Below are 12,647 nucleotides of genomic sequence, written 5' to 3'. Positions count from 1 at the left end.
TGCGCCTCCTAGCGTCCGGTCGCGCTGTCATACCAGCGCGCAAGATCGGCTTTGTATTGCGCCAAAGCCGGAGTGCTCAAGTAGATCATGTGTCCGGAATGATAGAATCCGAAAGTAATGTTGCTCTCCAGCGTGGGTGATAGATTCAAATGTTCGAGCGTGTACTGTGTCGCGAAGAAGGGCGTCGCGAAATCGAAGTATCCGTTGGCCGAGAAGACCTTGAGCATCGGGTTCTGCGTCATCGCGTCGGCGAGGTCGGGAGCGACGTTGGTTGGGTAGCGGCCGTTATGAGCGAAGTCCCACCCGTCCGCGTTCGAGAAATCCGGGCCGTAAATGATATCGTAGATCTCCGCGCGATATGGGATCGGCGGATTGTACTTGAGATCGACGCGCAGATACTGATTGATCGCGGTCGTGTACGGACCGTCGATCGACGAGTCGGTCGGATCCCATGGCGGCCCTTCTTCGCTCGCGCGGTCGGTGGTCCACGTCGTGTAGCGCGCGTCGAGCCTCCCGATCACCTCACCTTGATTGCGCAAGAGTTGTGCCTGAAAGCGCGTGTACGGAACGCGTAGATTCGATTCACTGATGTATTGCGGCGAGAGGCCGAGATAGGCGCTCAATTTCCGGATGACGTCGTCGCGCTCGGCGTTTGAAATCTTGTCGCCGCGATAGAGCGCGTCGAGGTATTCGCCCATCGCAAATTGTTCGACCGTGTTGACGAACGAGGCGAGATCGGCCGGGCGGTTGGGGATCGCGTTGTGATACCACGCGGTCGCCGCCTCGGTCGGAAGATAGAGTACGTACGGCCAATCGCCGCCGCCGATCGGCACACCGCTGGTGAAGTCGAGACCGAAGTTCAGAATCGACGATTGCAGTACGACGCCGTTGAGCGCGATGCCGTGCTGCAAGAGATAATCGGCAAGGGCTGCCGAACGCGTCGTTCCGTAGCTTTCGCCGAAGAGAAACTTCGGCGAGTTCCAGCGGTCGAATCGCGAGATATACGTGTCGATGAACTGTCCGAACGCCTTCACGTCCTGATCGACGCCGAAAAATTCCTTTTCTTTTCCTGGGACGATTCGGCCGAACCCGGAGTCCGGCATGTCGATGAAGACGAGATCGCTCTTATCGAGCAGGCTGTACGGGTTGCTCTCGATGCGATACGGCGGAGGCCCCGACGGCTGTCCGTTCGCCGCCAGCACGCGCATCGGGCCGATCGAGCCCATGCGAAGCCACATCGTCGAGCTTCCCGGCCCGCCATTATAGATGAAGGTTACGGGGCGCGTGAGCGGGTTGGCGCCGTCGGCGACGTCGGCGGTGTAGAACATCGTCCCCATCGGCCGGCCGTTCTGATCCTTGATCGTGATCAGGCCGGCTCGCGTCGAGTACGCGATCGTCTTTCCGTCGATCACGATCGAGTGGCTGGTGACGGAGTCCGGGAAGCCGCCCGGCTCCGAAGGGACCATTTTCCTCTCGGCCGAGGGCTGCGTCTTTTGCGGCGCGTCGGCGGCATGAGCGACCGCGCTCGTGCCGACGAGCACCGCGAGCAGCAACAGTAAAAGCGCGCGATTCATATCGGGGTATGATCGTGCGCGCGTGCCCGGCTTCCTTCAGGCCACGATCATGGCATCATTCACGCGGACGGACGAGCACGAGAAACGGCATGTGCGCTCATCGGCTGGTACAGACGTTTCTTGAGCCTGAGCACTGCGCGTTCGATCGAGTCGAGGTACGGCAGCATCGCACCCTTGATCTTGGCCAGACGCTCCTCACCGGTCGCGGTGATCGAGTAGACGCGGCGCGAGCGTTTGGTGGGGTGATCCCAGGTCGCCGAAACGAACCCGCGCTCTTCCAGCCGCCGCAGCAGCGGATAGATCTTGTTCGTATTGACCGCCACGAGGTCACCGCAAATCGACTCGATACGCTGCATCAACCCGTAACCGTGATCGGGCTGCTCGTGGATGAGATGCAGCAGCAGTACCGGAAAAATCGTTTTGCTCTTGATCGGGCCCCGGATGACGTCGTCGACACGGCGCGAGGACGGCGCGCTCATCGCCAACGGATCACGCATGCGAGTGGGCCCGTTGCTCGGTCGAATACAGCTCGTCGATCAGATGTTGATACCGATCCTCGACCACGCGCCGCTTGATCTTCATCGACGGTGAGAGTTCGCCGCTCTCCACGCTGAACTCGCGCGGAAGCACGATGACGTAGCGCACCTGCTCGTAGCTTGCGAGATCGGCCGTCTGCTTGCGCACCTCGGCGGCGACGAATGCACGCACGTCGTCGCGCCGGGCCAGCTCCTCGGGCGAGATCGCCGGCAGATTCAACTCCGATCGCAGCAGATCCCAGGTTGGAACGATGAGCGCAACCGGGTACGCCCGGCCATCGCCGACGACCATCGCCTGCGCGACGAAAATGGAACGCTTGATTTCGGTTTCGACGCGCGCCGGTGAGACGTACTTGCCGGTTGCCGTTTTGAAGATTTCTTTTTTGCGATCGGTGATGTGCAGGTAGCCGCCGGCATCGATCTCACCGATGTCACCCGTATGGAACCAACCGTCGGCGAGCGCCTGCGCGGTGGCTTCGGGATCGCGGTAGTAGCCTTGCATGATGTTCCGGCCGCGAGCCAGCACCTCGCCGTCCGGCGCGATGCGCACCTCGCAGCCGGGAATCGGTTTGCCGACCGCACCGTATTCGTTGGCTTCCAGTTTGCTCGTGCTAATCACCGGCGAGGTTTCGGTCAACCCGTAGCCCTGCATGATCGGCACACCCATCGCCAAGAACGTCATCGCGATGTCCGTGTGCAGTTTTGCGCTTCCACTGGTCAGATGGCGGACCCGGTCCAAACCGAGCAGCGCCCGTAATTTGTCGAAAACGAGCCGCTTCGCGATCGCGTACTGCAGCGCGAGCATGGGACTCGGGGGCGGGCCAAAGGTCTTGGCTGCCATGTAGTCGCGCCCGACGCGCATCGCCCACGGCACCAGCCGCGCCTGCAAGCCGCCGTGCTTCATCGCCTTCCCTTCGACGCCGGCTAAAATGCGCTCGAAGATGCGCGGCACGCTGGTCATGTAGCTCGGGCGCACGTCCTGCATGTCGGTCAGCAGATCGTTCGGATCGTGGCAGATGTTGTAACGCACCTTTTCGAGCAGGTAGATGTAGATCATCGTGTGCTCGTAGATGTGCGAATACGGCAAGACCGAAAGCACGTTCTCGCCCTCGTGCTCGCCCTCCATCCCATACTGCAGTGCCGACTGCGCGTCGAATCCGAGGTTGTCGTGGGAGAGCATGACGCCCTTGGGGACTCCGGTCGTACCCGACGTGTAGATCAGGACGGCGAGATCATCGGGACGCAGATCGCGTTCGTATTCGCCCGGCAGCTCCGGATGCGCGACGCGAATCGCCGCGCCGCGCGCTTCGAACGCCGCGAGCGAACCATCTCCCACGCCATCGAACACGACGCATTGCGGGACCGTCATATTCCCCGAACGCAGCCGCTCGAGCGTCGCAGCGGCATCGACGAAGAGCAGTTTTGCTTCGGAGTGCTGCAAAATATACGCGGTGTGATCGAGCGCCTGCGTCGGATAGATCGGCACGACCACGCAGCCCGCGAAGAGCGTCGCGAAGTCGGCGACGATCCAATCGATGCAATCGTGAGCGATCAACGCGACGCGATCGCCCTGTTGCAGTCCCGCGGCGCGAATCGCGCAGGCGACGTCGAGAACGCGCGTGAGCATGCGCTGCGACGAGGTTGGCGTCCACGACCGGTTCACACGCTCGACGACGACTTCGGAACGATCGTCCGCGAGCGCGCGCCGGATCAGCGTCGGCAGCGTTTCCTTAGGCGGCAAAGAGTCGGGCATGCCGCTCGCATTTCGCCGAACGGGAAATTGATCATTCTATCAAAGATGCAAGTAGGGCTGCGCGCGTTCGAGCCGGCTCTCGGTCATTCCGGCAACGTCGAGCAGCTGATCGAAGCTTGCGTACGCGCCCTCGGCCTCGCGCACCGCGACGATGCGCGCAGCGATCGTCGCGCCGATGCCCGGTACCGTTGCGATCTGCGCAGCCGAGGCGGTATTGACGTCGACGACGTCGTGCGTCTTCGCGCGACTTCGCGAGCGCGCGCTTCGGGATCGCTTGGTATTTGCAGCAATTCGAGTGGATTGACCAAGCAGCGGCACTTGGATCTCGTCGCCGTCTTCGACGTGCGCGGCAAGATTGACGGCGGCCGGATCCGCCTTGGGTAGCAATCCGCCGGCGGCGCGAACCGCGTCGTCGATGCGAGCGCCGGGCGGCAACCGGTAGAGCCCGGAACGCTTCACCGCACCGACGACGTACACGAGCGTGACCGCGTCGGCCGCCGGCCCGCCGCGAACGCGCCGGCGAGGGTGGACGTGCGTGGGCGCCGGCGATACCGCCGGCTCGGCCAGCGGCGGGCGGGGCGCCGGATGCCAGATCGCGGCCGCGATCAGCAGCGCGAGGGCGGCGAGAATTCCGATTCGTACCATCGCTTCTTCCATCACGCCGGCGGCAGCGACCGGAAAGGTGGGCAGGCGCGAGCCGTCCCACTACTATCCTCTCTATGGCCGAGAGCTACGACTTCCGCACGATCGAACGCACCTGGCAAGCGCGCTGGGAACGTGAGGGCATCTATCGCGCCCGCGACGACGACCCGCGCCCGAAATATTACGTGCTCGAGATGCTGCCGTATCCGTCGGGCGATCTGCACGTCGGCCATGCCAAGAATTACGTGCTGGGTGATGCGATCGCGCGGACGATGCGCATGCTCGGCTACAACGTCTTGCACCCGATGGGATGGGACGCATTCGGACTGCCGGCCGAAAACGCGGCCATTCAGCGCGGCATCGAACCCGCGGCCTGGACGCGCTCGAACATCGAGAACATGCGGCGTCAGCTCCGGTTGATGGGAACCGGTTATGACTGGAGCCGCGAGATCGCGACGTGCCTGCCCGACTACTATCGCTGGAACCAGTGGCTGTTCTTGCGGCTCTACGAACACGGCCTAGCGTACAAGCGTGAAGCGCCGGTCAATTGGTGTCCGCACGATCAAACCGTGCTCGCCAACGAGCAGGTGATCGACGGCCGCTGCTGGCGCTGCGGTCATATGGTCGAGCGGCGCAACCTCTCGCAGTGGTTCCTGAAGATCACGGCCTACGCCGATCGTTTACTAGCCTCGCTCGATGAGCTCACCGGTTGGCCCGAGCGCACGAAAACGATGCAGCGTAACTGGATCGGGCGCAGCGAAGGCGTGCAGTTCGGGTTTGCCGTCGACGGCCTCGACGCGCGCATCGACGTCTTCACCACCCGCATCGACACGGTCTACGGCGTCACGTTTCTCGCAATCGCGCCCGAGCATCCGTTGGTCGAACGGCTCAAGCGGACGGTCTCACCCAAACACGTCGCCGAGATCGAGCGCTTTGCCGAAGGCTTGCGCTCGAAATCCGAACTCGAGCGCACCAGCCTGATGGAGAAAGACGGCCGCTTCACCGGGGCGTTCGCGATCAATCCGCTCTCGCACGAGCGCGTGCCGATCTGGGTCACCAACTACGTGCTGGCCGAATACGGTACCGGCGCCGTGATGGGCGTGCCCGCGCACGACGAACGCGATTTCGATTTTGCGCGAAAGCACGGCCTGCCGATCGTCCAAGTCATCGTGCGTCCCGGGCAGGAGGTGCGCGAACCGCTCGAAGCGGCGTTCGTCGACGACGGACGGCTGGTGGCGAGCGACGATTACAGCGGCATGTCGAGCGAACGCGCGCGCACCGCGCTCGGTGAACGATTGAACGCGATGGGCGTCGGGCGAACCACGATCAACTTCCGCTTTCGCGACTGGCTGGTTTCGCGCCAGCGCTATTGGGGAACGCCGATTCCGATCGTGTACTGCGAGGTCTGCGGCGAACTTCCCGTTCCCGAAGAGCAGCTGCCCGTGCTCTTGCCCGACGACGTGCCGATCACCGGCGAAGGCTCGCCGCTCGCACGCGATCCGGCCTTCATCAACACGAGCTGTCCGAAATGCGGCGGCCCGGCGCGGCGCGAGAGCGACACGATGGACACGTTCTTCGAATCCTCGTGGTATTACTTACGCTATCTCGATCCCCACAACGCGAACGCGCCGTGGAAGCACGAGCTCGCGCGCCATTGGATGAACGTCGATCAATACATCGGCGGTGCGGAGCATACGGTATTGCACCTGCTCTACTCGCGCTTCTTCTATAAGTTCTTTCACGACCAAGGCTGGGTCGGCACGGCGGACGAGCCGTTCCAGCGGCTGTTCCACCAAGGCATGGTCCTCTACAACGGCGAGAAGATGTCGAAGTCGCGCGGCAACGTGATCGGCATCGACGAGACCGCGGAGATCAACGGCGTCGACGCCATGCGCCTCTTCCTGCTCTACGTCACGCCGCCCGAAGATACGAGCGATTGGACCGACGAAGGCATCAGCGGCCGCGTGCGCTTTCTCAATCGCGTCTGGCGCGCAACCGAGCCGTACGCCGGTGCGGCGCGAACGGTCTCGCCGCGCAAGCTGCCGCGCGCCGGGACACCCGAAGAGAAAACGTTGGTGCGGGCCGTGCACGTGGTCGCGAAGTCGGCGATCGACGAGACCTCCTCGCGCCGCTTCCATTTCAACACGACGATTGCCAAGCTCGACGAATTGGTGAACGCCATGACGGTTGCGGCGCAGCGGATTGCGGAGTCGCCCGCGTTTCTCTATAGCGTGCACGCGCTGCCGCTGCTGCTCGCACCGTACGCACCGCATATCGCCGACGAGTTATGGTCGCGCCTGGGCCACGAGCGCTCGATTCACCTCGAGCGGGTGATCGAGCCGGACGACGCGGCACTCGCGCTCGACGAGATCACGCTCGTCGTCCAAGTCAACGGCAAGATTCGCGCACGCATCAACGCGCCGCCCGGCATCGGCGAGGACGAAGCCTTTGCGCTCGCACTGGCCGAGCCGAACGTGCTCGCCCAGATCGGCGATCGCGAACTGCGCAAACGCATCTACGTACCCGATAAGCTGGTGAACCTGGTGGCTGGTTGAACGCGAGCCGCCGGCTCGACGTTCGCGCGTGCATCGTCGGCGGCGGCCCGGCCGGCGTCGTGCTCGGCTACCTGCTGGCGCGCGCCGGCCATTCGGTCGCAATTTTGGAGAAGCACGTCGACTTCTTACGCGACTTTCGCGGCGATACGGTGCACCCGTCGACGATGACCGTGCTCGACGAGCTCGGCCTGCTCGACGAATTTCTCCGGCAGCCGCACTCCGAGATCAGGCAAATCGCCGGTCACGTCGGTAAAGACACGATCGTGATCGGAGACTTCTCGCACGTCCCCGCCAAGACGAAGTTCCTGGCGATCATGCCGCAATGGGATTTCTTGAACTTCCTTTCCTCGAAGGCGCGCGCCCATCCGGGCTTTGCGTTGTTGATGAAGACCGAAGCCACGGACGTCATCCGCGACGGTACCCGCGTCGCCGGCGTCCGCGCCAAGGACGAGCAGGGCGAACTGGAAATCCACGCCGACGTCGTGGTCGCGTGCGACGGGCGCACCTCGACGATGCGCAGCGTGGTTGGCGAGAAGCCGCGCGATCTCGGCGCGCCGATGGACGTGTTTTGGATGCGTCTCTCGCGGCGGCCGGGCGATCGAAACGCGGCGCTCGGCTACGTGGGCGCCGGTTCGATCCTCGTCTTGATCGATCGCGACGACTATTGGCAGTGCGGCTACGTGATCGCGAAGGGAAGCGCGGAAGCGGTGCGGTCGCGCGGGCTCGACGCGTTCCGCGCCGAGCTTGCAGCGATGGCGCCGGTCATCGCCGGCCGGGTCGGCGAGATCACGAGCTGGGAGGACGTCAAGCTGCTCTCGGTCGCCGTCGACCGGCTCGCGCGCTGGTACGTTCCGGGCTTGCTCTTCATCGGCGATGCAGCCCATGCGATGTCGCCGATCGGCGGCGTCGGCATCAATCTCGCCGTCCAGGATGCGGTCGCCGCCGCGAACACGCTCGGTGCGGCGCTGAAACGATCCGGGTCCGTGACCGAGGCCGTACTCGCAGCCGTGCAGCGGCGGCGAATGTTCCCGACCGTGATGACGCAGGGATTACAAGTGCTGATTCAACGCCGGATCGTTGCGGCGGTGTTGGGCTCGCGCACACCGCCCGTGCGTGCGCCGCTCGCGATTCGCGTGCTGACCTCGATCCCGGGCTTTCGCCGCATCCCCGCATACATCGTAGGCATCGGCTTCCGCCCGGAACACGTCAGCCGAGAGCAGGAACCAGCGCCTTGAAATACTCGTAGGTCTCGCGCATCCCGTCCGCCAGCTTGGTCTGGGGCTTCCAGCCGAGTTCGCGTTTGGCGAGCATCGGATCGAACTGCGCATCGCGGGCGTCGCCCGGGCGTTTCGGCGCCAGCGCGCGCGCGGGTTCAAAGCCGCTGATCTGAACGAGCACACGATAGATCTCGTTGACGCTGGTGCGCACGTTGGTGCCGATCACGTAGCAGCCGCCCGAACCTTTCTCGAGCGCGAGGACGTTGAGCTGTGCGACGTCTTTCACATAGACGTAGTCGCGCGTTTGATCGCCGTCCCAATCGATGCGCACGCCCTCGTGCTTGAGAAATTTGCCGATGAAGATCGAGATCACGCCGGCCTCGCCGTTGGGATCTTGCCGCGGACCGTAGACGTTGCCGTAGCGCAGCGCCGTGAAATCGAGGCCCTTCTCGGCTTTGTAGAAACGCAGGTAGTGCTCGGCGACCATCTTGGTGATGCCGTACGGCGAGGTTGGGCGCTGCGGGGTCGCCTCGGTCATCGGAAGGCGCTCCGGCGTTCCGAAGGTCGCGCCGCTGGAGGCGAAGATGATTTTTTTGACGTTCGCCTTGACCGCGTGGTCGAGGATGTTGAGCAGCCCCAGCACGTTGACGTCCGCGTCGTACTTCGGATCGCGCGAAGAGATCGCGACCGAATGTTGCGCGGCGTGATGGCTCACGATGTCCGGCTTGAACTCTTTGAAGATTCGCGCGATGCCTTCGTCGCGAATATCCATGTGGACGAAGCTCGCGCGCTCCGGCACGTTGATGCGCCGACCGCCTCCATGCTCCCAGAGCGAGTCGAGTGCGAGCACGTCGTGCCCGGCGGCGAGATAGGCATCGACGATATGTGACCCGATGAAACCGGCCCCGCCGGTCACGATGATACGCACGGCTGAATCCCTCGAACGACTAGTCATCGCCGCGCGCCGACGCAGAGGCCGCGGATGCTTTCAGCTTACACCTCGGCCCGCGTCTTTCGCGTCGTCGCGCTGGGCGCCCTCGTCGCCGCTGCGCTCCTATGCTCGTACGTCCGTTCGCACGCGCGCAACCCGGTGCGAGAATCACGAACGGCGCGCTTTAGCGGAGTCCTGCTCGCGGCGCATGCCGATGGCGAAGGCGGCAGCAGCTACACCTTTGCAATCGATCGCGGCCCACGCACGCTCGTCTCATTGCCGGATCTCCTGCCAAGCGGTTCGCGCGTCGTCATTCGCGGACGCCTCGAACCACTCGATGGCGCGCGCAATCCCGGCGAAACCTCCGAACGCGTGATCGAAGGCGAGCACGGCATCGACGCGCGGCTCGAAAGCGCGCACCTCATCGCCGTTCTTGGCGGCGATTCGTCCTGGCAAGCCGCTCTCGCGCGCGTGCGCGCGACCGCGCATGCGGCACTGCAAACGCGGCTCGGTGAACCGGCCGCGTCGATCGTGGCCGGCGAACTGTGGGGCGAGCGCGCTCAACTGCCGCCCGATTTACGCGCCGAGTTTCAAGAAAGCGGGACGGTACACGTGCTCGTGACCGCCGGGCTCCACGTGGGGCTGGTCGCGCTGGTCGTTGCATGGTGTTGCGCGCAGCTGCGAGCGCCGCGTCTGGTTGCGTGCGGTGCGGGCATCGTCGCGGTCTGGGCGTTTGCGGCGTTTAGCGGACTCGAACTGCCGGCGCTGCGCGCAGCGACGATGGCGACCTGCGCGCTCGCCGCCCGCGCCTGCGGCCGCGCCGCGTTCTCGTGGAACACGCTGATCCTTGCCGCGGCGGTGGTGATCGCGGCGATCCCAGGCAGCGTCGCGGCGCCCTCGTTCTGGCTCTCGTTCTGCTGCGTCGGCGCGATCTTCGCGCTTGGCGGCACGATCGACGACGCGCTGCACGACCGTGTGATATTGCCGCACCGCGTACGCGAGGCGCTCGTGCTCACGCTCGCAACGCAGCTCGGCACGTGGCCGATTACGGCCGCGATCTTCTTGCAGTGGTCGAGCTACGCGCTGGTTGCGAACTTGGCGGTGGTCCCGTGCGTGCCGCTCACGATGCTGCTCGGTGCCGCGCAGCTTGCGCTCGGATGGTGTGCACCGCTCGCGCAGGCGTGCGCGAATATCAACGGTTGGATCATCGCGTGGACGATCGGGGTGGTGCGCACGCTCGGTGCACTGCCCGCCGCTTCCGTAGTCATGACGCCGGCACCGCTGTGGTGCATCGCGCTCTACGAGTGCGCGCTCCTCGCCGCGGCCCCGCTCATGCGCCGCGGCGGCGCGACGCCCGCGCTGGCGTTCGCACTGACGGCCACCGCGCTCGTGCTCTGGCCGCCGCAAGCGTTTGCGCCGCAACTGAAGATCACGGTGCTCGATGTCGGGCAAGCTGACGCCATCGTCATCGAAACACCCGCGCATCACGCGATTCTCGTCGACGCCGGCGGCCGTCTCGAACGAGGAGCGCAAGGTGATGATTCGGTCGCCGAACGCGTCGGCGAGCGGATCGTGGTACCGTTTCTCATTCGTGAGGGAATCCACCAACTCGATGCACTGATTGTATCGCATCCTCATGGCGACCATGTCGGCGGGTGTTCGCCGGTGTTGCGGAAATTACGCGTTGCGGAAATCGCCGATAGCGGTCAGACGTACGGCGGACACGCGTATCACGATTGTCTCGACACCGCGCATGCTGAGCGCGTGCCGATCGTGTATCCGCGCGCCGGTGAGGTGTGGCGCACCGGCGACGGCGTAACGCTGCAATTCATCGGACCGCAATTGCCATTCGTGGGCGGCCGTAATGCAATCAACGAGAACTCGATCGCATTCATCCTGACGTATAGGCGCTTTCGGATGCTCTTCACCGGTGATGCCGGCAGCCTCGCCGAGCAACGCTTCTTGGATGAGGGGATCGATCTGCACGCCGATGTCCTGAAGGTCGGCCACCACGGTTCAGCCTACGGATCATCGCCGGCATTCATCACCGCCGTCCATCCGCGCTACGCGATCATCTCCGTCGGACGTCATAACATCTTCGGCCATCCGGCGCCGTCGACGATCGAGACGCTCGAACGCGCCGGGGCACAGGTCTACCGTACCGACGAGAATGGCGCTACAATCGTAACCAGCGACGGTGATCCGGCCTCTACCGTGGTCACCGAGGATTTAGCTTTGCGAGCCGACGATAACGATGAACAGCACGACCTCTTGCTATTCGACTAACCCGCGCTAGGAACCAACATGACACAGAGAACGATCTGCCTCGCCCTGTTCCTCATTCTCGCTCTTCCCCTTGCAACAAACGCGGCGATGACGGATGACCAGGTGCAACAACGGGTATCGTCTTCTATGCAGGACCTTCAGCGCTTCAAAGCCGAGCATTCATTTAGCGACCTGGAAAATGCGATCAACACTCTGTACAGCTTCGGAGACATCAGGTCGATCGCACCGGCAAACTACGTGGCGCGCAGAAGAAGTCTGGTTGAGGCATGGGCGCAGATCCTGAAGACAATTGAAGAATCGTACGACCCCACCTACAATCCTCATGATCTGAACGACCTTTATAATGACTGCCTCACAGCACCCCAAGCAACCACTCCTACGTGCTTCGATTACCAAGACATAAAAGATCCTAAGGCGCGCGCAGACTTCATAACGGCAATCAAAGCCAATGCTGTCAAGGCGCAAAAGGGGTTATACTACACGCGGCTTCGTAGCCTCGACGACGATGCGATGACCTCGCTAAAGGTGGATCTGCAGATCTTTAGCGCGGCAGGCGCACCGCCGGACGGTGCGGCGTTGGATGCGATTATTCAGCAGGCGGGTCTCAGCAAATCACGCCAGACAGCGGTAGACGCAATGGTCGCCGCGCCGGCTCTACGATGAGCGCCGTAAATTGGTTCCGGAAGCTGCCCCAAGGTAATTGCTCGCCACCGACGCCAATACGTGATGAAACGTGTGCTTTACAAACCGGTTAAGACAGCCTCTCTCGTTTGCGCTTTGAGCTTCTTCCCGGCGGTTGCGGCGCACACGGCAGTTAATCCGCAGATACAAGCGCGTGTAACGAGCTCAATGCAGGAACTGCAAACGTACAACGCGACCCATTCCTTCGCGGCACTCAAGACCGCAATCGAGACGCTGTTCAGCGCAGTGGACACACGCTCGGTCTCGCCCAGTGATTACGTGACGTTTCGCCGCACTATCATGCAGGGGTGGGCCAACATTCTCAAGGCGATCGAGCAATCTTATGACCCCACGTATGATCCAAATAACCCCGCAGATGTGGCGACTATTTGCGTGCTACCGCCCCACGGGTCTGTTACCTGCAACTTGCCTCCGGATCAGATTCAGGATCCTAAGGAGCGTGCAAAATACG

General features: G+C 63.3%; 10 protein-coding genes. 5 read left to right on the top strand and 5 right to left on the bottom strand.

Annotated elements, in window-relative coordinates; translation table 11 throughout:
* Positions 1–8: 8 nt before the first annotated feature.
* From VMF11_03280 to VMF11_03265, 4 genes are read right to left on the bottom strand one after another with little or no spacing between them, the layout of a single operon-like run.
* The gene (locus VMF11_03280; GenBank protein HTU69320.1) at positions 9–1,574 is read right to left on the bottom strand and encodes a hypothetical protein; all 1,566 of its coding nucleotides are present in this window, start codon (positions 1,572–1,574) and stop codon (positions 9–11) included.
* 59 nt (positions 1,575–1,633) lie between these two features.
* Positions 1,634–2,071, bottom strand: coding sequence for a PadR family transcriptional regulator (locus VMF11_03275; protein ID HTU69319.1), 438 nt, complete (start codon positions 2,069–2,071; stop codon positions 1,634–1,636).
* Positions 2,064–3,863, bottom strand: a complete 1,800-nt coding sequence (locus tag VMF11_03270) for an AMP-dependent synthetase/ligase (GenBank protein ID HTU69318.1) — start codon at positions 3,861–3,863, stop codon at positions 2,064–2,066. Before VMF11_03270 ends, VMF11_03275 begins: the two co-directional genes overlap by 8 nt.
* A gap of 39 nt (positions 3,864–3,902) precedes the next feature.
* Positions 3,903–4,508 (bottom strand): ComEA family DNA-binding protein, encoded by a 606-nt coding sequence (locus tag VMF11_03265; GenBank protein HTU69317.1) that lies wholly within the window; start codon positions 4,506–4,508, stop codon positions 3,903–3,905.
* 74 nt (positions 4,509–4,582) lie between these two features.
* Here VMF11_03265 and leuS point away from each other — a divergent pair, with 74 nt between their 5' ends.
* A complete protein-coding gene (gene leuS, locus VMF11_03260; GenBank protein ID HTU69316.1) occupies positions 4,583–7,060 on the top strand; it encodes a leucine--tRNA ligase in 2,478 nt (825 codons plus the stop codon).
* Positions 7,057–8,295 carry an FAD-dependent oxidoreductase gene (locus VMF11_03255; protein ID HTU69315.1) on the top strand — a complete coding sequence of 413 codons (1,239 nt, stop codon included), beginning with the start codon at positions 7,057–7,059 and terminating at the stop codon, positions 8,293–8,295. The genes leuS and VMF11_03255 overlap by 4 nt, the downstream gene beginning before the upstream one ends.
* On the opposite strand, the gene VMF11_03250 is transcribed toward VMF11_03255, so the two are convergent.
* Positions 8,267–9,205 carry an NAD-dependent epimerase/dehydratase family protein gene (locus VMF11_03250; GenBank protein HTU69314.1) on the bottom strand — a complete coding sequence of 313 codons (939 nt, stop codon included), beginning with the start codon at positions 9,203–9,205 and terminating at the stop codon, positions 8,267–8,269. The two genes, VMF11_03255 and VMF11_03250, sit on opposite strands and share 29 nt — an antisense overlap.
* 54 nt (positions 9,206–9,259) lie before the next feature.
* On the opposite strand from VMF11_03250, the gene VMF11_03245 reads away from it, so the two are divergent.
* The 3 genes from VMF11_03245 to VMF11_03235 all read left to right on the top strand — a co-directional run.
* Entirely contained in the window at positions 9,260–11,494 is a 2,235-nt protein-coding gene (locus VMF11_03245) for a DNA internalization-related competence protein ComEC/Rec2 (GenBank protein HTU69313.1), read from the top strand.
* A gap of 18 nt (positions 11,495–11,512) precedes the next feature.
* Positions 11,513–12,157, top strand: coding sequence for a hypothetical protein (locus tag VMF11_03240; GenBank protein HTU69312.1), 645 nt, complete (start codon positions 11,513–11,515; stop codon positions 12,155–12,157).
* Between the two features lie 63 nt (positions 12,158–12,220).
* Positions 12,221–12,647 (top strand): hypothetical protein (locus VMF11_03235; GenBank protein HTU69311.1); only part of this gene is annotated, 427 nt, incomplete at its 3' end.

Source organism: Candidatus Baltobacteraceae bacterium, from assembly GCA_035502855.1.
Taxonomy (GTDB): domain Bacteria; phylum Vulcanimicrobiota; class Vulcanimicrobiia; order Vulcanimicrobiales; family Vulcanimicrobiaceae; genus Aquilonibacter.
Note: the sequence above shows the minus strand (reverse complement) of the source record. Positions and strands in the feature narration are given on the sequence as shown.

What these genes read in the sequence shown, in the direction of transcription:
- VMF11_03280 (HTU69320.1), bottom strand. Translation starts at nt 1,574, where the DNA reads ATGAATCGCGCGCTTTTACTGTTGCTGCTCGCGGTGCTCGTCGGCACG.
- VMF11_03275 (HTU69319.1), bottom strand. Translation starts at nt 2,071, where the DNA reads ATGCGTGATCCGTTGGCGATGAGCGCGCCGTCCTCGCGCCGTGTCGAC.
- VMF11_03270 (HTU69318.1), bottom strand. Translation starts at nt 3,863, where the DNA reads ATGCCCGACTCTTTGCCGCCTAAGGAAACGCTGCCGACGCTGATCCGG.
- VMF11_03265 (HTU69317.1), bottom strand. Translation starts at nt 4,508, where the DNA reads ATGGTACGAATCGGAATTCTCGCCGCCCTCGCGCTGCTGATCGCGGCC.
- leuS (HTU69316.1), top strand. Translation starts at nt 4,583, where the DNA reads ATGGCCGAGAGCTACGACTTCCGCACGATCGAACGCACCTGGCAAGCG.
- VMF11_03245 (HTU69313.1), top strand. Translation starts at nt 9,260, where the DNA reads ATGCTTTCAGCTTACACCTCGGCCCGCGTCTTTCGCGTCGTCGCGCTG.
- VMF11_03240 (HTU69312.1), top strand. Translation starts at nt 11,513, where the DNA reads ATGACACAGAGAACGATCTGCCTCGCCCTGTTCCTCATTCTCGCTCTT.